Raw genomic sequence first — 24,944 nt, 5'->3', positions numbered from 1 at the left:
GTCTTGATTTTCAAACAGCATCCATTTTCTAATGCATCTAATATGCTAGTCAAATTAATCATTTACCTTTGCTACTAAATTTATATTGTGACTTTTCAAGATTTAAACATAAATACACCTTTACACAACGCCTTAAACGATTTAGGGTTTACCACGCCAACACCCATTCAGGCTGAGGCTTTTAACGTGGTGGCTTCGGGAAAAGATATGGTTGGTATTGCGCAAACCGGTACGGGTAAAACCTTTGCCTATATGCTTCCTATTCTTAAAAACCTAAAATTTTCGACGCAAGAAAACCCTCGCGTTTTAATTTTGGTGCCCACGCGTGAATTGGTGGTTCAAGTTGTTGAAGAAATTGAAAAGCTCTCAAAATATATCAACAATCGAGTTTTAGGCGTTTACGGCGGCACCAATATTAACACACAAAAACAAGCTGTTGCCGAAGGCATCGATATTTTGGTGGCAACGCCTGGGCGTTTATACGATTTGGCTTTAAGCCGGGTGTTGCAATTAAAATCGATTCAGAAATTAGTGATTGATGAAGTGGATGTGATGCTGGATTTAGGCTTTAGACATCAGCTTATAAATATTTTTGATATCCTGCCCCAACGCCGACAAAACATCATGTTTTCGGCAACCATGACGCACGATGTGGATGCGTTGATTAACGATTTTTTTAAAAGTCCCGAACGGGTTTCCATTGCGGTTTCTGGGACGCCGTTGGACAATATTTCACAGTCCAGATTTAAAGTCCCAAATTTTTATACCAAAGTAAATCTATTAGTGCACTTATTACATGACATCAAAACGTTTAATAAGGTATTGGTTTTTGTGGCTTATAAAAAAATGGCGGATCGTTTATTTGAAAAATTAGACAATATTTTTCATGAAGAACTTTGTGTGATTCATTCCAATAAAACACAAAATTACAGGTTGCGCAGTATTGAGCAATTTAGAGCGGGCGACAACCGTATTTTAATTGCTACCGACGTGATGGCTCGTGGTTTGGATATTGATAACGTAAGCCATGTTATTAATTTTGATACGCCCGATTATCCTGAAAACTACATGCACCGAATTGGAAGAACCGGTCGTGCCGAACGCAAAGGTGAAGCCCTTGTGTTTACTACTGAACAGGAAGAGGACGCTATTAAAAACATTGAGAAATTAATGCAAATGGAAATTCCTTTATTGGAAATTCCTGAGCCTGTTGAAATTTCTACCGAGCTTATTGAAGAAGAACGACCACAAATAAAAGAACGCAACAACCCGACCAAACGAGGGGATGATGATGTTGCGGGGCCTGCATTCCACGAAAAATCTGAAAAGAACTCAAAAGAAAATTTAGGAGGTTCGTATAAATTTAAAATTGCTAAAAAGTATAAAAAACCGAAAACCAGAGGCGATAAAAATTATAATAAACGAAATAAGCGGAAATAGTTTTTAGTTGCAGTATTCAGTGGCAGTCCCTATAGTTATTGGGATTCGCAGGAATAACTGGAAATTAGAGACAGCACAAGCTTATAATAAGTAGAATTAGCTTTGGGTGCGCTTATCGGTTTTGTGTATGGTTTGCTACAAGCAACTAATTTAATTAATGTGGACCAAATAGAAAATCTGCGAAGACTGTTGTAAGGTAGGCTTTCGCAAGAAGTTAATTTATAAGATGCTAGATGCAAGGTTTTCTTTTTCCTCCCATTGTGTAACCTGTTTTTTGTCTTGGTCCAAATTCAATCCTTACAATTTTACAACAGTTTACTTCAATCACAAATTGAAAGTTATTTAAAACTGCTCCACGACTTCCAAAGCATTTTTCAAATTCAAATTCGCCAGGTAATGCTTTTTGCAATTCAGATAAGTCGTCTCCAACTTTGAATTTCGGAATTGTATTTTTTAATATGTCGTGTCTCAAATATTGTGGTACAACATTGTATGCCATGGAAGGGAACAATTTCGGAAAAGCAAATAAATAAATGAATAGAAATAATATTGGTAACGTCAGAATCGGAATCAAGTGCATTTGTTTAAATGCTTTCTGCTTTTTGTTCCAAATCAGATGAAAAGTCAGACCGAAAATCAGTCCGAAAACAAAGGCATCTAAAAATACTCCATAGAAATTGTCAGATATTAAAAATCCCCAACCAATTAGAATAATAAAACCGATTAATGCATAAATTCCCGAAAGAAGTGTAAACAAACTTATAGCCAGCTTTTCAGTTAGTTTTACAATTTTCTTTTTTGGTATTAAGATAAAAAATACGTAAAAGATTATAAGAAAAAATGAAGACCAAAATATAACTACACCGGTGTCTCCTCCAGAAGCATTTTTATATTTTAAATTCGACCATATTACATGGGTTATAATTAGTCCAATCCAACCTAGATTCAAAGATAAAAAAGATGCTTTTTTAAAGTTCTTCATTCGATTTGTAGCTAACGATTAAGATTTAATTCATTGAACTGATTTATATTTACCGATACTGTTATATCTCGATAGCTATCGGGACAGTTCAGGCAAGCGAAGTTAATTTTTTAAAGTTTGTATGTCAATAGTTTTAAACTTAATCATAAACAAAGTTATCAAAACTCAAAACAAAAAGCAGATGACTTTCCGACAATTATCGGGATGCTCAGGAATGACAGAGTTATCAAAAAAACATGTACTCAAATTTAGAATTTCAACGTATAACGCCTGTTTATTGCCAACTAGTTTTGGATAGAAAAATAGTTTTTGGAGTTTTTCTCAATAGTGTTTTTAAGATTGTTAAGATTGGTTTCTTATTGTGCTTTAATTGTATTTCCCATCAATTCAATTATAGACTTTGAAACCATTCCATTGCCTTCGCAAATAGTACTTGATTTAATTTTTGTTTTTCCATCGATTGACGTCATTTTTAGCGTATAGTCCATGTTCATAAAATCAGATGTAAACAACATTGATACCGATTCGTTTGGAACGATTTGGGTAATGGTTTCTCGAATTGTCACCTCCTCGCCGTCAGTTATAAAATAAACATCCGAAATGGCGCCTACCTCACCCGGTGTGCCGCTTACATGTTCAATTTTTTGAAAGCCCATTAACCAATCAGACATTTTTTCTTCATCTTGACTCACCGCCCAAGATTCAGCTAAAGGCTTGTCTACTAACACTTCGCATTCATAAGACAACTCTGTCTTTATAAACCCCAAAAGGAAAAAGCCGATAACTAAAATGGCTAAAATTGCAAGAATATATTTTAAGTATTTCATAATGTAAGTTTTTTAAGTTGTCACCTACAGATTTCTATTTAAACTAAATAAAAAATCTAATTTATTTATAACGAATATAATATTAATCTGTTTCAATGTTTTAAGGCTGTCGACAGATAAAATCAGTTTTATAAATTTAAGTAAAAAATAATTCTTAAAAGCGCATAAAATATTCCCTACTCAAAATTAAAGGTTTTAAATGGAGTAACCGAAGCTCCATTTCGAGCTTTCATTTTAGTTGAAATAACATCTGAAACATCAGTTTCGTTATCGTCTCCCTTAATAATGTTATTTAAATAATCCGCGTAAGATGTTATAGAATTGTAAGACGAAAAATGAATTTGATTCATATCAAAACCTTGATTTTGAGCCACCGTATAAATATATAAATCCTTCATTTCTTCTGGAATTTGTGGCAGGGTAACTACATCTGTATTTTGACTGTCAAATAAAACCGTCATTATATAATCTTCTCCCGTAGTTGGCATCAATTGAAGCCTGCCCAAAACATGCTCAGTTCCGCTTTTTGTTATGGTTATTTCATTTCCATTTTGTAAATAATCGACACTCCAATTTGGAATATTATAGGTGTTAATCGGGAGCCCTTTTCTTAAGGTTAAATAATCATCCAAAATTAATTGATGCGAGTAAGAGTCAAAAATAGAGCAGAAATAATATTCATATTCAATACCAAACACTTGCTGCGGACTACCGGAATAAATATTGTGGTAAATACCATTTTGAAGATCTTCATTGGTACGGAATCCATTTATTATCAATTGACTACTTGATATTCCCGGATCGTTAGTTATGTTAAATGTAGCGTTGCTTATAGCTGTATCGGTAATCAAATCTGTTTTATTGATTGTGCTATTGTTTGCCAAGGGCTCAGAAAAGCTAAAATAAGCGTAAGGAATTCCCTCTAAATTTGTACTATACAAAAAATAATCAGATGAAGAATTAGCTGTTGTGTTAAGGCTGGTTAATTCAAAATTACCGGAGCTTTCTGAGACATAGTGATTAAAAGTATAATCAAGCCCATCTCCTTTTACCGTTTCATCAGTACCAAAACCAACCATAGATACGGTAGCATTACTGACCACCGTTTTTCTCTGCGGTAAATTAAAGTTTATTTCTGATAAGCTGTTTCTTGTTATGCCTTGAATATTTGTAATTCTATTAAATGAATTCGGATTCGTGTTCTCGTCCGCCAACAGCGTTATCATATATTTTTTATCGAAATCGAATTCTGATGGGGCATGGATTTTAATGTTACTGTCCCCTACTCCTACCGATTTGGCTGCAATGGGAACACCATTCATTTCTGAAGCGAAAATCCAAAAACTAGACCAAAATGGACTTAAAAAACCATCTGGTAAAGCTACTTTTATCAAAAGTCGTAAAATTTCAATATTAATTTCCAAAACAGACTCATTCCCTAAACTATCTATTGCAACTAACTTAAAAACAGTCGTTCCAACGGGATAATTGTCAGGCACAAAATCCATATCATAATTACTGGAATTTTCATCAAACAGATATATACTGGTATCGCCTAAAAACACTTCAACGGACGTAACCTCTGAATAAGCATCCAATACTTCGGGCTGTAAAAGCATAAATTCGTCTAAAATCTTATTTTCTGTAATTGAATTTAAAGTAATGGCCGGACCTGTGTTGTCTATTATAAAATTTACGGTATAGCTGCCTATATTTCCAGCCGGATCTTTGGCTTCAATCATTAGGTTATTTTCGCCATCTTGTAGCAATTTGGTGTCTATATTTACTTCGTAATTTTTATCCTTAATATCTACAAATAATTCACTGTTAACATAAACCATGACAGATGACAGTTCTTCATTATCAGTTACATTAAAAGTAACCGCATTATCACTTCCCGTTATAACCGAATCTTGAACCAAAGAAACATCGGTAACCACAGGTATTTCATTATCAATGCTAATAGTTTGCTGGGTTGAGGAGGTATTTCCTGCTTTGTCGGTCGCTTCTACTTTTAACGTATAGTTTTTATTTGAGGCGTAGGACGAGATATCGATAACAACTTGATAAGGGGCAGAACTATCTTCTCCTTTCTTTTCATTGTCTATATAAACCTCAATCTTGCTTACGCCATTAGCATCACTAGCATTAACGCTAACCTCAATTTTATTGCTCACAACTACAGGTTCTCCGCCAGAAGCGTTTGGAACACCCAAAATTGTTAACGATACTGTTGGAGGCACCGTATCTGGTGCTTCACCATCTTTTGAACAGGAATTGAAAATAATAAAAAAGGAAAAAACGAAGGCAAGTTGAAAAATCCGCATGGGCATATTTGTATGATTTATTAAACACCAAACGTACGAAAATATCTGATAAATCAAAAAATATCTCTTTATTTATCGTTAAACTGTAAATGTTTTATTGATGATTTTTTTTTTCGCTAACTAGTGAATTGTTTCGTGATTCCTATCGGAACAGCACAATTAAGCGACGTGAGTTTTTTAATTGTATAAGTCAATCGTATCTTACGTAATCAGGAACAAAGCTATCAACATTTAAAGCAAAAGTAGATGACTTACAAATAGCTTTCGAAATGCCCAGAAATAAGAAATAACCTAATCATCAACAGCTTGCATCACTAATTTTCTGAATTTATTTGAGGTATCATCGCCTTTAATACGTTGGGTTTGTTTTAAAAGCACACCAATTATTTCCTCTTTGGGGTCTGCAAAATAGGTGGTATTAAAATAGCCGCCCCAAACAAAGGTACCTTCACTTCCGTTACCACCCAAGTCGTGTCCTTTTTTATCCACCAAACCGAAAGCCAATCCATGAACCGCTTTAATATCTTCAGAAATATATGGTATTTGGTTGGTTAAAATGGTCTCCACAGTGGTTCTGCTTAACAATCTATTGCCGTTTAACTCGCCATTATTCAAATACATTTGTAAAAAAGTGGCGTAATCTTTTGCGGTACTGGTTAAACCTGCGCCACCCGAGAAAAAGCGTTTTGCACCTTTAATGGGATAATCGGTATCGTAAAACGTTATAGGGTATTTTACCCATGTATCATCTTCTTTGGTTTGTACGGTTACTAAACGATTGTATTTGGATTCCGGAAGGTAAAACTGCGTGTCGTGCATGCCCAAAGGCTCAAAAATTCTGGTTTTTAAAAACGCGTCAAAAGGCATTCCTGAAACGATTTCAATAAAATACCCCAACACATCGAGTCCTTCGCTATAAGTAAATTTTTCACCTGGGTTATGATGCAATGGTAGTTTTGCTAGCTTTTTGATGTTATCTTCAATACTAATGTCATTGGTTGTAAATAAATCGATAATGCCCGCTTTGTTGTACAGTTTTCTAAACCGGTGGTCGCCATCAATAACACCATAACCAAGTCCCGATGTATGGGTTAATAAGTGCCGAATGGTGATTGGTTTTTCAGCCGGTTTCGTGGTGTACGTCGAATCGGTTTCGTTAAACGTTTCTAAGATTTGTTCGTCTTTAAATTCTGGGATGTATTTTGAAATGGGGTCATCCAAATTAAATTTTCCTTCTTCCCAAAGCATCATAACCGCAGTTGATGTGATGGCTTTAGTTTGTGAGGCGATTCGAAAAATATCCGATTGTTTTAATACGCTTTCCGAAGCATTATCTGCCATACCAAAAGCTTTATGATACACCAATTTTCCGCGTCGTGAAACCAAGGCTACCGCGCCGGGAATTATATCGTCTGAAACAGCTTGGTTGAGCATGGTATCAATATAACTCAATCTTAATTCTGACATCCCAACCTCATCAGCTTGCTCTAAAGAAAGTGTTTTGGATGCTTGTGTTGGCGTGTCTTTTTTCGATTGAAAACAGCTCACAAAAAAAATGGAAACAAGAAAAATAAAAACTAGTTTTTTCATGGTGAAAAATTGGTGGTTTTGGTTATACATAAACAGCTAAGTTACTTTTTTAAAACTATTTATTAAAAACATTGGGTTGATGCATAAAAAATCCCTTTTCAATCCCTAGCGTTCCCAATGCTTATCGGGTCGAGAAATGAAAAGGGATATAACATGTAGAGAGTTGCTTAAACTACAGGCAGTAACCAACCAAATTTTAACCCTAATTAAAATTAATCCTGTATTTTAACTTGGCTCTCTACAATATCTTTAATTGGTACTATTAATTTTCCTTTTTCTGTTTTTATTGTTACCGATATACTATTTATAGACTCTACCTCGCCACGTATACCGTTAAATTCAATCACTTTCCCTACTTCATATAGTTTTCTTGTATAAAAGGTATGCAATACTTTTTCGATAACATTTCGGGCTCCTAAACCAAACGCCAAAGCGAAAGCCAATAAAAATGCGGCGAGTATCATTTTTATGTTACTCGTAATTATTTCGGTATTAATTTCTGCTTGATTTAATGCCGTTACACTTATTAATACCATTAATATTAAAAAAACCAATTGACTTATAAGCTTGCCTCCCGATAACTCTAAAGACTCAAATAAACGCTGTAACGATTTTTTAACAAAGGTTGCAAACAGTAAACCTAAAGTTACAATGGCCAATGCCGTAAACAATTTTGGCAAATATGCCATAAAGCTTTTTAAACCTTCTGATACCATGGTGAGTTCCAAAATATCGGCCACAACGGTAATTAAAACAAGGTATAACAACCATTTGATGGTTTTTACAATAATGTTTACCAAATTAATATTCAGGGTTTTGCCTTCTGATAATTCAATTTGATTGAGTTTTTCGCCTAATTTATTCACATTGGCTTTTAGAAGCACTTTTTTTAATACACTGGTAATTATTTTTGTAATGATTAAAAAAACTATAATCAATACAAGCACCCCTATAACTTTGGGTGCAGATGCTGCAATGTCAAGCCATAATCTTTGTAATGATTCTTTTAATTGATCTAAAAATTTCATAATTAGTGGGTTATAATTGGTTGTTTTTTTGTCTTTGGTTAATCACCGTTTCTATCACATAACTAAAATTATATGAAAACAAGGCGGCCAGCTCCATAATGAGTTTAGCCATGGCAATATCGCTCATTACCTTGGCCTTTAACTCTGGAGGCACTTCCTTTAACGGTTGATTTATAAGTTTAAATGGATTATCCATTATTTAAGGTTATTAGTATATACGGTTTTTAGTTTGTCTTTTGCCCGTTTAATTCTCATTTTAACGGCGCTTTCTCCTATTTCTAAGGCACTTCCTATATCTTTTATAGAAAGAAAATCTTGGTACTTTAACAATAAAATCATTTTCTCTTCTGGAGAAATAAGCTCTAAAGCCACTTTTAATTTATCAACTTTCATATCCAGAAAACTGGTATCATCTTCATCGTGATACGACAGGTTTTCAATGTCTTTATAATCTACAGATTGCTTCTCAAATTTTTTAGCGGTATTTCTGGTTACATAATTTACACAATGGTTATAGGTAAACGCGTACAACCAAGTTGAAAACTTCGATTTTCCCTTAAAACTCGCTAACTTAACAAAGAGTTTTAAAAATACATCTTGGGTTAAATCTTTAGCTTCGTCGGCATCTTTTGCAAACCCAAAACATTTATTAAACACCAAAGTTGCATACCTATCGTAAAGTATCTCGAAAAGCACCGTGTTATTGGTTTTAACAATGGCTTTTACCAAATCTTCATCAGGTAAGTTATTAGTATCTGTTAGGGTTTTCAAAGGTAATTTATGGTTCTTTTAATGGTTTTAATTAAGACACATACTTATTAAATAAGTCACAAATCATTAAAAATAAACGCATTAATCTGCATACTTGTTAACACGTACTTTCTTCTTACCTAAATATAATATTATTTTTACAATTAACTAAAAGTTAAATCAAAATTTATTAGCAAATTTATTCCTAATTTTGAAAAAACTTTTTTATGAAATTACTAAGCATCTATTTAACTACGTTATTATTTTTCACAGCAACACACCCTAAAGCACCAGAAGATTTTTGGAGCGCTACAGGACACAGGGTTGTTGGTAAAATAGCCGATAAACACCTTAACAGAAAAGCTAAAAAAGAAGTAAGCAGACTTTTAAAAAGGAAATCGTTAGCCTTTGTTTCTACTTTTGCCGACGAAATAAAATCTGATAAAAAATACAACAAATACTATACCTGGCATTATATAAACATGCCATTGGATGAAACTTACGAAAACTCAAAAAAGAATCCTGAGGGCGATTTGGTATCAGGCATTGCCTATTGCAAAAGTGTTATAAAGGATGAAAACGCATCGGACGACGACAAGGCCTTTTACTTAAAATTATTGATTCATTTAATTGGCGATTTGCACCAACCTATGCATGTGGGTTTACAAGAGGATAAAGGCGGTAACGATTTTAAATTACAATGGTTTTACAAGGATTCTAACTTGCACCGTGTTTGGGATTCCCAAATGATTGATCAATTTAATATGAGTTATACCGAGTTAGCTGAAAATACCGATGTTTTATCCAAACAACAAATTAAGGCGATACAAGCGGGCACCGTTGTAGATTGGGTAAACGAAACCCACCAAATAACCAAAAAGGTTTACAGCACGGTAAAACCCGGCGAGAATTTAAGGTATCGTTATTCGTATGATAATTTTGAAACCGTAAGAAGCCAATTGCAAATTGCTGGCATTAGGTTGGCCAAAGTTTTAAATGACTTGTTTTAAAACAGTTTAGCATCACTAAAGTACAGCCCCAAAATGTTTCGCACAAATTGGGGCTTTTTATTGGCTATTTATTCTTCACATAAATTAGCTTAAATCGGGCATTGCTTTGGTCACGCTGTTCCATATCAAATTGTGGCAATGATTTAAAAAGCGGTGTTAATTTGGCAAACCCAAAATTCCTAGAGTCAAAATTGGGCTGTTTTTTAAGAATTAAAGAACCAACATCGCCCAAGAAAGCCCAACCATCATCATCGGCGGCATCGTCAACCGAGTTTTGCAACATTTTAATAACTTTGGGTGTAATATTATATAAATTTTCCTTTTTAACTTTTCGGCCCTTGTCGTCTTTATCGTTATCACTTTTTAAGATTTCCAAATAAATAAACTTATCGCAGGCTACAATAAACGGGTTGGGTGTTTTTTTCTCGCCCATCCCATAAACCACCATACCAGCTTCCCGTAGTCGTGTAGCGAGTTTTGTAAAATCGCTATCGGACGATACCAAACAAAAACCATTTACTTTTTCAGAATACAAAATATCCATCGCGTCAATAATCATGGCAGAATCGGTGGCGTTTTTGCCCGTTGTGTATCCGTACTGTTGTATGGGCGTTATAGCATTTTCCAACAGAATATTTTTCCATTTTGATAAATGCGGTTTGGTCCAGTCGCCATAAATTCTTTTAATAGTTGGTGTGCCATATTTTGTTATTTCTTCCATCATTTCAGAAATATACTTCGATGGGATGTTGTCGCCGTCAATTAAAACGGCAATTTTTGTGTCTTCTTTCATATTTTATAAAGGTAATTAAATATAGTAGAATACAAATTTTCGGCAACCCTTCTTGCTTATTAATTCCATAAAACAAACCCTTATATCCTTTTTAACATTTTATAAGGAAATAAACATTTCATTCTTTCTATTTTTAGCAAGACTTATTTTAAGATAACTAATCGGGCTTAAATCCTTTAAAACATTTATTTTATGACACACAAAAAACTCAGAGCTTTAAAATTTTTAAGCGTTGCATTTATGTTGGCGCTTTTCCTTGTTCCGCTTAATGCCGAAGCTCAAAAAAAGAAACGCGGAAAACGAAAAAACCAAGTTGAAGCTCCTGCGAAACCTACTCCAAAAAAATCAAAAGAAAAAAAGATTGAAGACCTTGTAAAATCCAGTAAAAAAATTGAAGGTTTATTTACCATATACCAAGATACGATTACGGGATCTTTGCAAATGTTGATTTCTGATGACCAAATTGATAATGAGTACATTTATTTTAGTCAAATTGCAGATGGCGTTATGGATGCCGGCAGAATTATTAGAGGCTCATACAGAGGCTCAAAAGTTTTTAAAATAAAAAAGCACTTTAATAAAATTGAATTTGAAACACAGAATAATTCGTTTTATTTCGATCCGGAAAGTCCATTGTCAAAATCAAAAGATGCCAATATTAGCCAAGGCAATATGGCAAGCCTTAAAATTGAAGCGCACGATAAAAAGAAAGGCCTTTATTTAATTAAAGCTGATGGTTTGTTTTTAAGTGAAACATTTTCTCAAATAAAAAGACCTCGATTTCCTGGTGCATCGCCAACAGCTTTTAAGCTAGGTAGTTTAAGCAAGACCAAAACCAAAATTAACGACATTAGAAATTACGACGAAAACACCAATTTACAAGTAGAATATGTGTACTCTTCACCCTCTGTTTTAAATGGCGGATCTAATGCGGTTGCCGATGGCCGAAACGTGAGTATCAAAGTGTTTCATAGCCTAATGGCAATGCCTGATAACGATTACGAAATACTATACGACGACCCAAGGGTTGGTTATTTTTTAACACAGGTTGACGACCAAACATCTACAAGCGCAACACCGTACCGTGATTTAGTACACCGTTGGAACTTAGTCAAAAAAGACCCCAATGCCGCCATCTCTGAACCTGTGGAACCCATTACATGGTGGATAGAAAACTCGACACCATTAGAGTGGAGAGAAACCATTAAAAATGCCGTTTTACAATGGAATGTAGCATTTGAAAAAGCGGGCTTTAAAAACGCTATGGTTGTAAAAGTACAACCGGATGATGCCACATGGGACGCAGGCGATATACGTTATAACGTGTTACGTTGGACATCGTCTCCACAACCGCCATTTGGTGGCTATGGTCCTAGTTTTGTAAACCCTAAAACCGGACAAATTTTGGGCGCGGATATCATGTTGGAATACGTGCATTTTACCAATAGGGTGATGTACGATAAGTTATTCGATTTAGCCTCATTAAACCAAACCTTTGATGGGTCTGAAATGCATGACGATGATAAAATGTATTGCTCTTTAGGGCATGTGATGCATGAAAACACCTTGTTTGGTAAAGCCGTTTTACAGGCATCAAATGCAACCGACTTAGAGATGAAACGCATGAAAAAAGAAGCGATGACGGCGCTGATTATGCACGAAGTTGGGCATACCTTAGGTTTAAACCACAACATGAAAGCGAGTCAGTTATTCTCACCGGAACAACTTGCCGATGCCGATTTTATTAAAGGAAAATGTTTAACCGGTTCGGTTATGGATTATGCAGCCATAAACATTACAAAAGACCGAAGCAAACAAGGGCAATATTACGATACTGCCGTTGGACCTTACGATGTTTGGGCCATTCAATTTGGGTATACGCCCTTTAAAAGTAAGGTCGAAAGAGAGGCTTTATTAAGTCAATCGACTAAACCAGAATTAATTTTTGGAAATGATGCAGACGATATGCGTTCTCCAGGAAAAGCCATTGACCCGCGCGTAATGGTTGGCGATTTGTCAAACGATCAAATTACCTATTCAAACGATCGTTTTGAGGTTGTTAATACAATGATGAAAGGTATTAAAGATAAGTTTTCTAAATCTGGTCAATCTTATCAAGAATTAAGACAAGCCTACTATATATTAAGTGGTCAAAGAGGAAGCGCGGCTAATGTAGTATCCCGATTTATTGGCGGTGTTTATGTAGACCGATCTATGGTGGGGCAAGCAGGCGAAACACAACCTTACACACCAGTAAGTTTGAGCGACCAAAAAAGAGCAATGGCAACCTTAAACAAGCACGTTTTTGCACCTAATGCTTTTGATGCGCCCAACGATTTATACAACTATTTGGCTATGCAGCGTCGTGGTTTTGGATTTATGCGTTCAACCGAAGACCCTAAAATACATAATCAAGTATTGGGGTATCAAAAAAACGTATTAAATCACTTGTTGCACCCAAATACATTACAGCGTATTTCGGATTCAGAATTGTACGGAAACAAGTATAAATTATCAATGGTTATGAGCGATTTAAACCATGCTATTTTTAAAGCGGATATTTATTCTAACGTCAATTCATTCAGGCAAAATTTACAATTGGAATATACCAACATGCTTATCGATATGCTAACCGGTAAACAAAGTAGCAGGTACAGTAACAATGCTAAATCTATGGCTTTATATAATTTAAAAACTATACGAACCATGGCTGCGCCTTCAGGAAATATAGCCTCGAGAGCTCACAAGCAACACTTAAGAACGCTTATTGACAATGCTTTAAAGGAGGTTAAATAACAATCGTTTTATTCTATAAACTAAAGCCATATTGTAATAAACGATATGGCTTTTTATTTTATTGGTATCTTAATCAAAAAAAATATTATTTCTTAAAATGAAAAAAATTATAGCCTTCATTTTTCTTTTAGTTTCAATTCCATCTATTGGTCAAAAAAATTTATTCACCAAAGGGTTGGTTACCCCAAAAAACTATTATACTGAAATTGATTTTGAATATATTTCAGAAAAAATAATTATCCCAGTCACCATTCAAAATAAAACCTACCGTTTTTTGTTTGATACGGGTGCGCCAAACTTGATATCGGCTCAAATTAAAAATGACATTAAAACAAATGCCATAAAAAGCATCAATATTAAAGATGCCACAAGTAAACGGAATAGTTTAGAAGTGGTGTCGGTACCAGAAATTACGATGGGCGGAATTTCCTTTAAAAACTGCCCCACATTAGTAGATACGAATAAGCAAAATTTTATTTTTGATTGTTTTGAAATTGATGGTATTATTGGGAGTAATATGCTGCAAAAATCGATAGTTCAAATAGATTTAAAAGCAAAAGTGATTCGGCTCACCAATAATAAAAAGAAGCTTACTTTAAACAAAGGCGATGCTGCAAAACTGTATCTAATTGGCAGGCAAAAAAGCCCGTACATCTGGATTAATTTACATGGAGAAAAAAAGGCTAGAGAGCATTTGTTAATTGACACAGGCATGAAAGGGTTTTACGATGTATCGTTAAAAAACTTTAACGCACTTCAAAAAAACAAGATATTCAAAGTACAAAGTGAAGGCCTTGGCAGCAAAAGCATTGGTTTTTTTGGTGCAGCAAAAAAGAGTAAACTTTATAGGGTTACTGTTGATACCTTAAAGATAAACCATACCATTTTTAAAAATGTAACCACAGAAACCACGAACGATGATAACTCCAGGATTGGTTCTGAGGCGTTAAAGCATGGCATTATGACCATAGATTTTTTAAACAAAAAATTCTATTTTTCTTCGTATAAAAGCACCATTGATTTAAAGGAAAAGCTACTAGGATTTAGCCCTACGGTAATTAACAACAAACTTGTTGTTGGTGTTGTTTGGGATAAAAATTTGAAAAATAAAATTAGCTTTGGCGATGAAATTATAAAATTAAACACACTCGATGTACCGCAAATTGATATTTGTGATTTTATAACGTCAAAAACCTTGTTCCCTAAAAAGGACACGGTTGCGCTAACCATTAAAACCTCCAAAGGCTTTATAAAAAACGTAATGGCAAAAAGAACATTGCCGCAGTAAAAACCGCAATTTAACAGCTGGTTTTGGGTTGCCCCTAAAAAAGGTTTTAACGGCGAAAAAGAAAACCTAGATTTAGGAAATTAGAAAACCCGACAAGATCTAACAGGTTTTTGAAACCTGTTAGGTCTCGAAATAAAAAAAGCTACTTTTAGTAAAGTAGCTTTAAGTGTCTATAAATCGAATGTTTCTTTTTAGAGCCAGTGACTGGTTTACTTTATGTTTCATTCGTTATACTACATAATAGTATTCAAAATTTATGCCAAAGTTTATTTTACAGCTCAATTTCATATAAAAACGGCTACGAATACTCAGGCACTTTTCCTTTTACCCCTTTATAGAAATTATACATAAATTCAAAGTCTGCCTTTATATCATCCGTAGGATAAAAGGGTTCTGAAATCTTGTTTTGTTTATTTTCAAAATCCAGCGTAAACATAATAATTGGTACATTAGCTTCCTTAGCGATATAATAAAAACCGGTGCGCCATTTGTCTACTTTTTTTCTGGTGCCCTCTGGAGCCATTGCCATTCTAAATTCTTCTTTTTCAGCAAATAACTTTGCTATGGCCTGCACTTTATTTTCATTGGATTGCCGGTTAATGGGCGCGCCTCCCAAAGCTTTAAAAAACCAGCCAATAGGAAAGACGAATAATTCTTTTTTACCAACAAAATTTGTTTTAATTCCGAGCACAGAACGCAATAAAACGCCGATATAAAAGTCGTGCCAACTGGTATGTGGTGCAGCAATAATTACCGCTTTTTTAATTGTATCGTTAGAAAAATTGGTGTTGCCAACCGCTTTCCAACCTAAAAGCTTAAAGTAAATAAATTTGGCTAACCACCGCATATTACATCTTTTGGTAAAGTTCTTTTAATTTTTTGGGTGTCATTATTTTTTTCCAATTTTTACCCAATGCGTTTTCCCAAAGCGGTTCTAAACTAAGCGATATATTAATCATGATGTCAAATTCCCTATCGCTTAAATTGGCACAAATGCCTTTAGGCAATACAATATTATGTTTCTTTTTCATGGCTTTGAATACTTTTACGCCCTCGGGATAAAATTCTTCCAAATGATCAAAAACAATGCAATTGCCTATACCATGCCTTGTGCCCAACAAATAAGATAATCCGTAACTCATAGCGTGTGCCACACCAACTTGCGAGTAGGCTATGCTCATACCACCGTGCCACGATGCCATCATGAGTTTTTCTTGGGCATCAACACGTGATAAATTATCGGTTAAAAATATCTCTTCGCATAGTTGCAAAGCCATATCGCCATAACTTTGGCTAAAGGCGTTTAAATAGGTGCCCGTAAGCGACTCTATACAATGAATATAACAGTCCATACCAGTGTAAAACCACTGTTCGGTGGGTACGTCTTTGGTAAGTTCTGAATCTAAAACAACCTGATCAAAAGGTGTGTAATCTGAATTTATGCCTAGTTTTCTTTCCGGTCCCGTTAACACTGTTGTTCTCGAAACCTCTGCCCCTGTGCCCGATATTGTAGGAATGCCCACATGGTAAATGGCTGGGTTTTTTACCAAATCCCAACCTTGATAATCTTTGGTTTCTCCCTTGTTGGTAATCATGATAGATACCGCTTTGGCTAAATCTAAAATAGTACCTCCACCAATTCCAATAATTCCGGAAGGGCGTTCTTTGGTGTTTAAAATAATATCTTCAACCAGCGTATCGACTTGCGATGTTCTGGGTTCTTCATTTGCTGATATATAAATAATTCGGTCATCATACGATGTAGGTATTCGAGAGGACAACCAAGTATTGTTTTTAAAAACATCATCTACCAAAAAAATAAATGGCGCATTAATGCTTAATCGTTTTGGGGCAATAATATCATTTAACTGATTAAAACTACCTCTGCCAAAAATTACTCTTGGCACCATGGGAAAGTTTCTATAATTCATTTAATGTAATTTCTTTTTTCAAAATGTAAAAATAGTACTATTTTCATTTTTACTGGGTTAAAAGACCATGAAATATCTTACCAATTAATCCAATAAATTTAAAACTTCTCTTAAACCACTAATGGTCTTGTACGTTTTACCATTCGTTTCTTTCTTGCTTACTGTTTCGTGCGCCCATGTGGTATGAAATGGGATATGAATGGCATGGGCATTTATGTTTACTAAGGGCAAAACATCCGATTTTAAAGAGTTTCCTATCATTAAAAACTCTGAAGGTTTAATATCCAAATGACTCAAAAGATTTGAATAATTGCGCTCTTGCTTATCACTTAATACTTCGATATGATGAAAATATTTGGTTAACCCGGATTTTTCCAGTTTGCGTTCTTGGTCCAATAAATCGCCTTTGGTGGCTAATATCAATCGGTACTTTTTTGATAATACACTTAAAACGTCTTCAACGCCATCAAGCAACTCCACCGGTTTTTCAAGCATGTTTTTACCAATATTTAAAATGGCTTCAATGGTTTTATTTGAAACGTTATAATTTGATAATTCTAAAGCTACCTCAACCATCGATAAAATGAAAGCCTTTACGCCATAGCCATAAAGCGGAAGGTTTTTCATTTCCATTTTAAACAGCTCTTGGTCTATTTTATTGGGCGTTTCGTATTTTGACAATAAACGTTGGATTTCGTCCTCTGCCTCTCGAAAATAAGTTTCGTTAACCCAAAGTGTATCGTCGGCATCGAAACCAATAACTTTTATATGTTGATAGTTTATATCCAAATGAAAATTTTATTATTAAAAAACCTTTCGACTGCGTTCAAGGTGACAAATTTTATTTCCATAATTTATTTGCGCGTTCCAAATCTTCTGGAGTATCAATTTCAACACCCTGCACATCGGTTTCAACCATTTTAATACGTTTTCCGTACTCCAAATAGCGTAATTGCTCTAACTTTTCAGAAGCTTCCAGAGCAAGCATCGGTAATCGGTAAAAATCCAATAAAGCCGCTTTTCTAAAGGCATAAACGCCTTTGTGTTTGTAATATTTTACATCAACCGCTTTATCTCTCGCAAATGGAATGACGCTGCGCGAAAAGTATAACGCAAAATTCGTATTGTCGACAATAACCTTTACCGTATTGGGGTTTTTAATTTCTTCATCATCGGTAATATGCACCATTAAAGAGGCTAAATCAATGGTTTTATCGTGGTCATCTTTAAAAACTTCTATCAGTTTTTTTAATGATCCTGCATCTGTAAAAGGCTCATCGCCTTGAACATTTACAACAATATCAATATCTAAATCGGCAACGGCTTCGGCTATTCTATCGCTACCGCAATCGTGTTCCTTTATGCTCATAATGGCTTTACCGCCGTTGTTTACGATCTCTTTGTAAATGATATCGCTATCGGTAACCACAAAAACATCATCAAACAAATTGGTGGCAACGGTGGCTTCATACGTGCGACGAATAACGGTTTTTCCGCCCAAATCCTGCATGAGTTTTCCGGGGAAACGTGTGGCGCTGTAACGCGCCGGAATCATTGAGATTATTTTCATCTATGCTAAATAATGTAATTCAAAAATACTATAAATATTACTGATTTTTGACTTTAGATGGTTTAAACTTTTTATATAATCGGAAAATTATAAATAATATAATAGCCACTAAAATGATAGCCAAAATGGGTAGAAATATTGAAATAATGGACATCACCGTAGCCGTAACAGTTTCAATGGTGGATACTATGGGATTCCCTATGCCTCCCGTTGTGGCCGTGGATGCCAACCGGGTTGTACTTGAGGTTCCGGCAATAGCTGCTGCCGTTCCGCCACCTGCGATAATGGCTAAAGACCAGGTTATAACAGGACTTAAATCGGCCACCGTAGACATCATTACCGCCGTTCCTGCGAGTGCCGCCAGAGGTACGGCGATACTATCCAATAAATTATCTATATAAGGTATAAAATAGGCGAAAATCTCTACTAAAGTAGCGACGCCTAAAGTTAATAATGCCGTTGAGCTTCCAATCCATTGCCATGATTCGTTGAGTTGCCAAACATCAAAATATGACGCTAAACTTAATGCAAACAAGGGCAAAAACACCCTAAACCCAACCGATGCGGCAAGCCCTATGCCCAAACATATACTAATAATGGTTTCAACTGTCATAAGCCCTAAATCCCCAAAGGGGACTTTTTGTTTTTTGTTAATATTAAACTTTTTATAATATACTAAAATTTACGAATTCAATTAAATTGACTGCCTAACGCAACTGAATACGGAGACCCATTGATTATTCCTCAAAAAAATCATCTTTAAAACCTATAAGATATAATTTTTCTTTAGCTCTGGTTACAGCGGTGTATAACCAACGTAAATAATCCTTATCAACACCATTGGGCAAATAAGGTTGCTCGACAAAAACGGTGTGCCATTGCCCACCTTGGGATTTATGACAAGTTATGGCATACGAAAATTTAACCTGCAACGCATTAAAATGTTTGTTGCCCTTTATTTTTAAGAATCTTTTGTAATTACTCGTTTCGTTTTCGTAGTCTTTTTGAATTTCTTGATACAGTTTATTCGATTCTTCGTAAGGTAACGAGGGCGTTTCGGCATTAATAGTATCCAAAAGTAAAACGGTTTCAAAAGGGCGCATTTTCGGGTAATCGACCATACGCACTTTTACTTCCGCGAAGCGAAAACCGTACAATTCCTTAATCGAAAAAATTTCTAAAACCTCGATAATATCGCCATTGGCAATAAAACCGGCTTCGGTTGTGGGCTTAATCCAAAAGTAATTATTCTTAACCACCATTAAATAATCGCCGGCGGTTAACTCGTGTTCGTTAAATAGAATCCGACTCCGTATTTGCTGATTATACAGATTTGCGCGTTTATTGCTTCGCACAATAATGGCGGTCTCCTCGTTACCTAAATTACTGTAAGCGTCATTTATGGCATCCATAATATCGTAACCATCAACCAATCTTACAATATCCTTAAAACCGTTTAAATCGAACTTAAAAGCATCGTGGACATTTCTTGATAAAGCTTCGCGCAACACGGTGGCATTTTCTAAAATTCCGGAATCCTGTTCTTGGCGCATCACTTCGTCCAACTCCATTTTTGTAACTTCCTTGTTGTAGTTTAAAGCCAATTTATTTTCATCTAAGGCTGGACTTAAATCGAGTTTTACCGGTGGTAATTGTGCGGTATCTCCAATTAAAAGCAATTTGCATTGGTGGCCGGAATACACGTATTGCATCAAATCGTCAAGTAAAGAACCGTTTTCAAAGAATTTAGATTCCCCCGGCGTGTCCGGAATCATGGAAGCTTCATCCACAATAAAAATGGTGTTTTTATGTTTGTTGGGCTGTAAAATAAACTTCACACCGCCACCCTTATCTTTTTTAGGAAAATATATTTTTTTGTGAATGGTAAAGGCTTCTTTGTTAGAATAATTCGAAATTACTTTAGCCGCCCTACCCGTTGGAGCCATTAAAACCGCGCTTTTTTTGGCTTTCCATAAATTGGTAACAATGGTACCAACAATGGTGGTTTTACCCGTTCCGGCATAACCTTTTAACACGTACAACACATTTGGGCTTTTGCTGAAAATAAACTCTGAAAGCTGTTGCAATACAATATTTTGCTTTAAGGTAGGTTGAAACGGAAACTGCTGTTTTATAAGGGTGTAAAATTCGGCTGAGGTCATTTAAAACAAAATAATTTATAAATTATTCAAATATAGAAATGATTTTTACGTACTTTGGTTTTTACGATTAAAAAAAAATTGTAGATTTGCTAAATACCATTAATAAATTTTATTTAATAAATAACGTACCATGAAATTAATTCTCGTTGCAATTGCTGTAATTCTTGTAACAATTGGCTTAGTTAAGTTAGTTGACAAATTTATTCCCATTAAATTTAAACCTTTGTTACAAGTTGTACTTTGGATTGCTATTGCTTTTTTAGGATATAATACATTCCAATCTGTTTACGGTCCTGTGCACTTTAACAAATTAAAAAACAAGCGTTATGCTGAAGTTATTAAAAGTTTAAATGACATAAGAAACGCACAATTGGCTCACAGAAAAGTAACGGGAAATTTTGCAGGAGACTTTAATAGTTTGGTGAAATTTATTGACACTGCTCAATTTACCATTACACAACGCCGTGACACTAGTGTTATAGATCCTGTTTTGTCTAAACAATTTGGCGTTGATATGTATGAAGATAAGGTATTAATTGATACTTTAGGATTTGTGCCTGTTAAAGACTCCTTATTTAAAAACTCCGATCGTTATAAAACTATGATGAATGTACCCGTTGGAAAAGAAGGGGCTAAGTTCGACCTAAAAGCTGGGTTTATAGAGCAAAACAATACAAAAATAGCTGTATTTGAAGCCAAAGTTAAAAAAGATGTGATTTTATTTGACCAAGATAGAGATCTTGTATTACAGGAAAACCAAGTCGTATCGGTTGACGGTGTAAATGGTGATGCCTTAAAAGTAGGCTCTATGGACGAAGTAAATACCTCAGGAAACTGGCCAAAAACATATGGCGCTAACGAATAAACCCTATAATAAACTAACTAATCAAGAATTGTCCATTCAAATAAGTTTGAGTGGACTTTCTTTTTGTATACTGCAAAGTGATACCAAAACGGTTACAGCTTTAAAACATATTGACTTTGAAAAAAAATTAAACCCATTTGAAGTTTTAGACAAGCTCATTCACGTATTTGATACCGAAGGGGCTTTACAGGTTTCGTTTAATAATATTAACGTTATACACACCAACGAGCTTTCAACCCTAGTGCCAAAACCATTGTTTAAAGAAGCTTGTTTAGCCGATTATTTAAAATTCAATTCTAAAATCCTAAAATCCGATTTTATCGCTTTTGATACTATTGATTCTAACGATAGCGTTAACGTATATGTGCCGTACATAAACATCAATAATTATATTTACGAGAAATTCGGAAGCTTTACATACAAACATTTTTCTACCATTTTAATCGAGCGCGTACTTTCAATCGAAAAAAATGCGGATGACACCAAAGTTTACATCAATGTAAATACCACCCATTTTGAAATTATTGTAACAGAAAAAGGCAAACTTAAGCTCTACAACACCTTTGAGTTTAGCACAAAAGAAGATTTTATTTATTATATCTTATTTACTGCCGAACAATTAAAACTTAACCCAGAAACGCTACATTTAATTCTTATTGGTAACATTTCAAAAGATGATGAATTATACAACATCGCTTATAAATACATTAGACATGTTAGCTTTGGAAAACGGCTAGACAACTACAAATATTTACAACCTGTTGAACCCAACCCTTCCAACTTCACTTTAATACACAGTTTTTAATGCGCATTATTTCAGGATTATATAAAAGCAGAAAAATTGTAGCACCAAAAAACTTGCCGGTGCGCCCCACAACCGATATGGCGAAGGAATCGTTGTTTAACATTTTAAACAATCATTTTTATTTTGATGCTATTTCCGTACTCGACTTGTTTGCCGGAACTGGTAATATAAGTTACGAGTTTGCCTCAAGAGGCACGCAACACATCACGAGCGTAGATCAAGATTATGGCTGTATAAAATTTATAAACCAGATTGCTGCAAAATTTAATATGCCCATAAACACCATAAAAAGTGATGTGTTTAAATTTTTAGAAAAATCCGCTTTACAAACCCACATTATTTTTGCAGATCCACCCTATGGTTTTACTGAAGAGCAGTTTGCGAAAATATCAGAATTAGTGTTTCAAAACGATTTGTTATTAGAAGATGGTTTGTTAATTATCGAACATTCCAAACACACCAATTTATCCCATCTAAGCCACTTTAGCTATTCTAAAAGTTATGGCGGTAACATGTTTAGTTTTTTTGAAGCCAACTAAGTTTTCCCAAACATTTAGTCCCTAATTGCTTTTTTTTCAGTAAATTAGATTTCACCTTAATAGTGCCTGGCTCTAAACTTAAACTTTATTCTCTCTAAAAAAGCATGTCTTTTTTTAAGTTTGGTTATGGTTATTTATTGGAACTATTAATTAAAATCCTTAAATAAAATGAAAAAACTTATCCTATTAGGGCTTATTCTAACCCTAGTCGTATCCTGTAATCAGGAGCCACAACGTTATTTTTCAGAGTCTCCCGAAATTGAATCCATAAAAGAGAGAATAAAAGCCTACGAAGCCCAAGATTGGGAGGCTTGGAAATCTCACTTTGCCGATACTGCACAAGTATTCCACAACAAAAATACGGGCATCCCTTATCTGGAAAGTATGAAACGTCATCAAGATATGATTTCTAATTTTACATCCTACGGGTTTTCCGATGATAAAACGGTGTTGGAAATGGTTATCGACAAAGAAGGCAAAAAATGGGTAAACTATTGGTCTGTTTGGAGCGGAAAACTAAAAGCCAATGGCAAAGAGTTGGTAATCCCCGTGCATTTAACCTCTCAATTTGCAGATGGCAAAGTAGTTAAGGAATACGGGTATTACGATACCGCCTCAATCACTGCAGCCTTTATAGAAATTGAAGCTGGAGAAATGGAAAGCGCTGAAGCTGTAGGAGAGGCCTTAAATTAGCATAAATACAATGCCCCTTCAAAATTAATTAATAGTTATTATCAACAATAAAATAACCAACCAATTAAAACAATTAATTATGAAGACAATCAAAACAACTATGCTTTTAGCATCAATGCTATGCCTTACGCTAAACTTTTCAATGGCGCAGCAAGCCTATCAAGTTCATCAAGACAATGTAAAACCTTCCAAATTTATGGAATACGAAAAAATTGCTAAAGAATTCCAAGCGGCAAGTGTTGAGCACAATGTACAAACCTCTTGGTTTACAGCAGCATCTAACGATTTTAAGTATTTTTACATTACCCCCATTGAAAACTTTGCAGAACTGGATAAGCGCCCCTTTGCAGACATGGCAAAAGCTATGGGCGACAAATTTGGCGAACTGTTCGATCGCTTCGATGCGTGTTACGACTCGCACGGCACCTATGTAATTGTAAAAGACGACGCGCTTAGCTACAGTCCAGCCGAAGACGCTAAACCTGCCGAGGACGAAAACTACCGAACATGGTTTTACATGTATTACACCCCAGCAAATGCCAAAAAAATACGCGAGGGCATGAAAGCTGTTAAGGCCTTATTTAAAAGCAAAGGCTCAATGGAATATTATAATGTGTACCGCAATGGGTTTGGACAAATTGAAAACTATTACTTAGTTTCTATTCCTGCAAAAGACGCTATAGATTCTGCTAAAAGAGGCGAAGCAAACAAAGAAGTTTTAGGTCCAGACCGATGGGATACTTTTGCCAAAGTAATGAATTACACCACAAGAACAGAAGAATACACAGGCGAGATGCGTCCGGATTTATCGTATTCACCAAAAGAAGAATAGTATCTACCAACCATTTTTAACCAAAAAACCCTTCTTTAATAACCAAAGAAGGGTTTTATTTATACTTAAGCAAATCTATAAGCCGAATTCTGTATGTCCTGAATTTAAAACCCAAAACACCCCTATCATTTATCTGAGTGCATAGTTACCCATACACTTTAGCTGCCTACCCTCCAGCATCGAGCGTGCCGCCCTCTCCCGATAGTTATCGGAACGCTGGTTTACATGACATTGCACCACATAGAGTTTACCCGGTTTCACTACAGCATTACCTGTACATACTTTCTGTTGCACTTTTCCTAACCTCACGGTTGGTGGCCATTAACCACTATGTTGCACTACGGTGTTCGGACTTTCCTCCCAAGTGCTGAACTTGTTTCAGTAACTCCTCAAATTAACTTTTACATTAAAATGAAAAGATGCTGAAATAAATTCAGCACAAGAGCGATAAGGCGATTTACTTGCCTGCAAAATTACAACAAACAAATGCCATTTCTTAATATATTTAAATATTTGGGCGTTACCCTAAAAAGGGTCAGGCTTTACGCTATATCTTTTTTTAACGTCATAGCGAGGACGAAGGACGTGGCTATCTGTTAAATAAAAGTTTTAAACAAAGTAAATGCCTTTCTTTAAAAAAAAGGATGCCGCTTCAATCCTTAACGCGCTTGTTTGCTGGGTTCTGGTTTTTAAAGTGAAAAGCAGTTATGTTTTCA

General features: G+C 35.1%; 23 protein-coding genes and 1 other RNA gene. 9 read left to right on the top strand and 15 right to left on the bottom strand.

The annotated features are described in order from the left end of the window. The first annotated feature begins 87 nt into the window (after nucleotides 1-87). Nucleotides 88-1,440, top strand: a complete 1,353-nt coding sequence (locus RNZ46_RS13940; RefSeq protein WP_316982777.1) for a DEAD/DEAH box helicase — start codon at nucleotides 88-90, stop codon at nucleotides 1,438-1,440. Nucleotides 1,441-1,669: 229 nt separating this feature from the next. On the opposite strand, the gene RNZ46_RS13935 is transcribed toward RNZ46_RS13940, so the two are convergent. The 7 genes from RNZ46_RS13935 to RNZ46_RS13905 all read right to left on the bottom strand — a co-directional run bounded on the left by RNZ46_RS13935 (nucleotide 1,670) and on the right by RNZ46_RS13905 (nucleotide 8,965). After that, nucleotides 1,670-2,422 (bottom strand): hypothetical protein, encoded by a 753-nt coding sequence (locus RNZ46_RS13935; protein WP_316982776.1) that lies wholly within the window; start codon nucleotides 2,420-2,422, stop codon nucleotides 1,670-1,672. Between the two features lie 356 nt (nucleotides 2,423-2,778). Further along, on the bottom strand, nucleotides 2,779-3,249 hold the full coding sequence (locus tag RNZ46_RS13930; protein ID WP_316982775.1) for an SRPBCC family protein: 471 nt from the start codon (nucleotides 3,247-3,249) through the stop codon (nucleotides 2,779-2,781). Between the two features lie 176 nt (nucleotides 3,250-3,425). After that, nucleotides 3,426-5,582 (bottom strand): Ig-like domain-containing protein, encoded by a 2,157-nt coding sequence (locus tag RNZ46_RS13925; protein ID WP_316982774.1) that lies wholly within the window; start codon nucleotides 5,580-5,582, stop codon nucleotides 3,426-3,428. Nucleotides 5,583-5,867: 285 nt separating this feature from the next. After that, a complete protein-coding gene (locus RNZ46_RS13920; protein ID WP_316982773.1) occupies nucleotides 5,868-7,166 on the bottom strand; it encodes a serine hydrolase domain-containing protein in 1,299 nt (432 codons plus the stop codon). A gap of 212 nt (nucleotides 7,167-7,378) precedes the next feature. After that, nucleotides 7,379-8,194: a mechanosensitive ion channel family protein gene (locus tag RNZ46_RS13915; protein WP_316982772.1), complete on the bottom strand. Its 816-nt coding sequence runs from the start codon at nucleotides 8,192-8,194 to the stop codon at nucleotides 7,379-7,381. Between the two features lie 10 nt (nucleotides 8,195-8,204). Then, nucleotides 8,205-8,390, bottom strand: coding sequence for a hypothetical protein (locus tag RNZ46_RS13910; protein WP_316982771.1), 186 nt, complete (start codon nucleotides 8,388-8,390; stop codon nucleotides 8,205-8,207). Then, entirely contained in the window at nucleotides 8,390-8,965 is a 576-nt protein-coding gene (locus RNZ46_RS13905) for an RNA polymerase sigma factor (protein ID WP_316982770.1), read from the bottom strand. Before RNZ46_RS13905 ends, RNZ46_RS13910 begins: the two co-directional genes overlap by 1 nt. Nucleotides 8,966-9,171: 206 nt before the next feature. Between RNZ46_RS13905 and RNZ46_RS13900 the strand changes: the two genes are divergently transcribed. Beyond that, on the top strand, nucleotides 9,172-9,954 hold the full coding sequence (locus RNZ46_RS13900; RefSeq protein WP_316982769.1) for a S1/P1 nuclease: 783 nt from the start codon (nucleotides 9,172-9,174) through the stop codon (nucleotides 9,952-9,954). A gap of 64 nt (nucleotides 9,955-10,018) precedes the next feature. Here RNZ46_RS13900 and RNZ46_RS13895 read toward each other — a convergent pair whose 3' ends face one another. Continuing rightward, nucleotides 10,019-10,747 (bottom strand): NYN domain-containing protein, encoded by a 729-nt coding sequence (locus tag RNZ46_RS13895; protein ID WP_316982768.1) that lies wholly within the window; start codon nucleotides 10,745-10,747, stop codon nucleotides 10,019-10,021. A gap of 192 nt (nucleotides 10,748-10,939) precedes the next feature. Between RNZ46_RS13895 and RNZ46_RS13890 the strand changes: the two genes are divergently transcribed. Next, on the top strand, nucleotides 10,940-13,543 hold the full coding sequence (locus RNZ46_RS13890; protein ID WP_316982767.1) for a zinc-dependent metalloprotease: 2,604 nt from the start codon (nucleotides 10,940-10,942) through the stop codon (nucleotides 13,541-13,543). 97 nt (nucleotides 13,544-13,640) lie between these two features. Then, nucleotides 13,641-14,831, top strand: a complete 1,191-nt coding sequence (locus tag RNZ46_RS13885) for a retropepsin-like aspartic protease (protein ID WP_316982766.1) — start codon at nucleotides 13,641-13,643, stop codon at nucleotides 14,829-14,831. A 298-nt stretch (nucleotides 14,832-15,129) separates the two neighbouring features. Here the strand turns inward: RNZ46_RS13885 and RNZ46_RS13880 are convergent, their stop codons facing one another. The 6 genes from RNZ46_RS13880 to RNZ46_RS13855 form a co-directional block, all read right to left on the bottom strand. Then, a complete protein-coding gene (locus RNZ46_RS13880; protein WP_316982765.1) occupies nucleotides 15,130-15,678 on the bottom strand; it encodes a 1-acyl-sn-glycerol-3-phosphate acyltransferase in 549 nt (182 codons plus the stop codon). A 1-nt stretch (nucleotide 15,679) separates the two neighbouring features. Beyond that, nucleotides 15,680-16,762 carry an iron-containing alcohol dehydrogenase family protein gene (locus RNZ46_RS13875; protein ID WP_316982764.1) on the bottom strand — a complete coding sequence of 361 codons (1,083 nt, stop codon included), beginning with the start codon at nucleotides 16,760-16,762 and terminating at the stop codon, nucleotides 15,680-15,682. Nucleotides 16,763-16,846: 84 nt separating this feature from the next. Continuing rightward, nucleotides 16,847-17,551 carry an HAD family hydrolase gene (locus RNZ46_RS13870; RefSeq protein ID WP_316982763.1) on the bottom strand — a complete coding sequence of 235 codons (705 nt, stop codon included), beginning with the start codon at nucleotides 17,549-17,551 and terminating at the stop codon, nucleotides 16,847-16,849. 52 nt (nucleotides 17,552-17,603) lie between these two features. Then, the gene (gene kdsB / locus RNZ46_RS13865) at nucleotides 17,604-18,332 is read right to left on the bottom strand and encodes a 3-deoxy-manno-octulosonate cytidylyltransferase (protein ID WP_316982762.1); all 729 of its coding nucleotides are present in this window, start codon (nucleotides 18,330-18,332) and stop codon (nucleotides 17,604-17,606) included. A 37-nt stretch (nucleotides 18,333-18,369) separates the two neighbouring features. Continuing rightward, on the bottom strand, nucleotides 18,370-18,945 hold the full coding sequence (locus tag RNZ46_RS13860; protein ID WP_316982761.1) for a DUF4126 domain-containing protein: 576 nt from the start codon (nucleotides 18,943-18,945) through the stop codon (nucleotides 18,370-18,372). Nucleotides 18,946-19,069: 124 nt separating this feature from the next. Beyond that, the gene (locus RNZ46_RS13855; RefSeq protein ID WP_316982760.1) at nucleotides 19,070-20,494 is read right to left on the bottom strand and encodes an ATP-dependent DNA helicase; all 1,425 of its coding nucleotides are present in this window, start codon (nucleotides 20,492-20,494) and stop codon (nucleotides 19,070-19,072) included. A 130-nt stretch (nucleotides 20,495-20,624) separates the two neighbouring features. Between RNZ46_RS13855 and RNZ46_RS13850 the strand changes: the two genes are divergently transcribed. The 5 genes from RNZ46_RS13850 to RNZ46_RS13830 all read left to right on the top strand — a co-directional run bounded on the left by RNZ46_RS13850 (nucleotide 20,625) and on the right by RNZ46_RS13830 (nucleotide 24,228). Next, a complete protein-coding gene (locus tag RNZ46_RS13850; RefSeq protein WP_316982759.1) occupies nucleotides 20,625-21,359 on the top strand; it encodes a hypothetical protein in 735 nt (244 codons plus the stop codon). Then, on the top strand, nucleotides 21,343-22,164 hold the full coding sequence (locus RNZ46_RS13845; protein ID WP_316982758.1) for a DUF3822 family protein: 822 nt from the start codon (nucleotides 21,343-21,345) through the stop codon (nucleotides 22,162-22,164). Before RNZ46_RS13850 ends, RNZ46_RS13845 begins: the two co-directional genes overlap by 17 nt. Continuing rightward, nucleotides 22,164-22,703 (top strand): RsmD family RNA methyltransferase, encoded by a 540-nt coding sequence (locus tag RNZ46_RS13840; RefSeq protein ID WP_316982757.1) that lies wholly within the window; start codon nucleotides 22,164-22,166, stop codon nucleotides 22,701-22,703. Before RNZ46_RS13845 ends, RNZ46_RS13840 begins: the two co-directional genes overlap by 1 nt. A 168-nt stretch (nucleotides 22,704-22,871) precedes the next feature. Beyond that, nucleotides 22,872-23,396 (top strand): nuclear transport factor 2 family protein, encoded by a 525-nt coding sequence (locus tag RNZ46_RS13835; RefSeq protein WP_316982756.1) that lies wholly within the window; start codon nucleotides 22,872-22,874, stop codon nucleotides 23,394-23,396. A gap of 79 nt (nucleotides 23,397-23,475) precedes the next feature. After that, nucleotides 23,476-24,228 (top strand): hypothetical protein, encoded by a 753-nt coding sequence (locus tag RNZ46_RS13830; RefSeq protein ID WP_316982755.1) that lies wholly within the window; start codon nucleotides 23,476-23,478, stop codon nucleotides 24,226-24,228. A 62-nt stretch (nucleotides 24,229-24,290) separates the two neighbouring features. On the opposite strand, the gene rnpB is transcribed toward RNZ46_RS13830, so the two are convergent. Beyond that, an RNA gene (gene rnpB / locus RNZ46_RS13825) (RNase P RNA component class A) lies at nucleotides 24,291-24,630 on the bottom strand. Between the last annotated feature and the right edge of the window lie 314 nt (nucleotides 24,631-24,944).

It is taken from the genome of Hwangdonia lutea (genome assembly GCF_032814565.1).
Classification (GTDB): domain Bacteria; phylum Bacteroidota; class Bacteroidia; order Flavobacteriales; family Flavobacteriaceae; genus Hwangdonia; species Hwangdonia lutea.
This window is presented reverse-complemented; position numbering and strand designations above follow the sequence as displayed.

What these genes read in the sequence shown, in the direction of transcription:
- RNZ46_RS13835 (WP_316982756.1), top strand. Translation starts at nt 22,872, where the DNA reads ATGAAAAAACTTATCCTATTAGGGCTTATTCTAACCCTAGTCGTATCC.
- RNZ46_RS13840 (WP_316982757.1), top strand. Translation starts at nt 22,164, where the DNA reads ATGCGCATTATTTCAGGATTATATAAAAGCAGAAAAATTGTAGCACCA.
- RNZ46_RS13850 (WP_316982759.1), top strand. Translation starts at nt 20,625, where the DNA reads ATGAAATTAATTCTCGTTGCAATTGCTGTAATTCTTGTAACAATTGGC.
- RNZ46_RS13930 (WP_316982775.1), bottom strand. Translation starts at nt 3,249, where the DNA reads ATGAAATACTTAAAATATATTCTTGCAATTTTAGCCATTTTAGTTATC.
- kdsB (WP_316982762.1), bottom strand. Translation starts at nt 18,332, where the DNA reads ATGAAAATAATCTCAATGATTCCGGCGCGTTACAGCGCCACACGTTTC.
- RNZ46_RS13855 (WP_316982760.1), bottom strand. Translation starts at nt 20,494, where the DNA reads ATGACCTCAGCCGAATTTTACACCCTTATAAAACAGCAGTTTCCGTTT.
- RNZ46_RS13915 (WP_316982772.1), bottom strand. Translation starts at nt 8,194, where the DNA reads ATGAAATTTTTAGATCAATTAAAAGAATCATTACAAAGATTATGGCTT.
- RNZ46_RS13830 (WP_316982755.1), top strand. Translation starts at nt 23,476, where the DNA reads ATGAAGACAATCAAAACAACTATGCTTTTAGCATCAATGCTATGCCTT.
- RNZ46_RS13880 (WP_316982765.1), bottom strand. Translation starts at nt 15,678, where the DNA reads ATGCGGTGGTTAGCCAAATTTATTTACTTTAAGCTTTTAGGTTGGAAA.
- RNZ46_RS13860 (WP_316982761.1), bottom strand. Translation starts at nt 18,945, where the DNA reads ATGACAGTTGAAACCATTATTAGTATATGTTTGGGCATAGGGCTTGCC.
- RNZ46_RS13920 (WP_316982773.1), bottom strand. Translation starts at nt 7,166, where the DNA reads ATGAAAAAACTAGTTTTTATTTTTCTTGTTTCCATTTTTTTTGTGAGC.
- RNZ46_RS13845 (WP_316982758.1), top strand. Translation starts at nt 21,343, where the DNA reads ATGGCGCTAACGAATAAACCCTATAATAAACTAACTAATCAAGAATTG.
- RNZ46_RS13885 (WP_316982766.1), top strand. Translation starts at nt 13,641, where the DNA reads ATGAAAAAAATTATAGCCTTCATTTTTCTTTTAGTTTCAATTCCATCT.
- RNZ46_RS13935 (WP_316982776.1), bottom strand. Translation starts at nt 2,422, where the DNA reads ATGAAGAACTTTAAAAAAGCATCTTTTTTATCTTTGAATCTAGGTTGG.
- RNZ46_RS13910 (WP_316982771.1), bottom strand. Translation starts at nt 8,390, where the DNA reads ATGGATAATCCATTTAAACTTATAAATCAACCGTTAAAGGAAGTGCCT.
- RNZ46_RS13890 (WP_316982767.1), top strand. Translation starts at nt 10,940, where the DNA reads ATGACACACAAAAAACTCAGAGCTTTAAAATTTTTAAGCGTTGCATTT.
- RNZ46_RS13925 (WP_316982774.1), bottom strand. Translation starts at nt 5,582, where the DNA reads ATGCCCATGCGGATTTTTCAACTTGCCTTCGTTTTTTCCTTTTTTATT.
- RNZ46_RS13895 (WP_316982768.1), bottom strand. Translation starts at nt 10,747, where the DNA reads ATGAAAGAAGACACAAAAATTGCCGTTTTAATTGACGGCGACAACATC.
- RNZ46_RS13900 (WP_316982769.1), top strand. Translation starts at nt 9,172, where the DNA reads ATGAAATTACTAAGCATCTATTTAACTACGTTATTATTTTTCACAGCA.
- RNZ46_RS13875 (WP_316982764.1), bottom strand. Translation starts at nt 16,762, where the DNA reads ATGAATTATAGAAACTTTCCCATGGTGCCAAGAGTAATTTTTGGCAGA.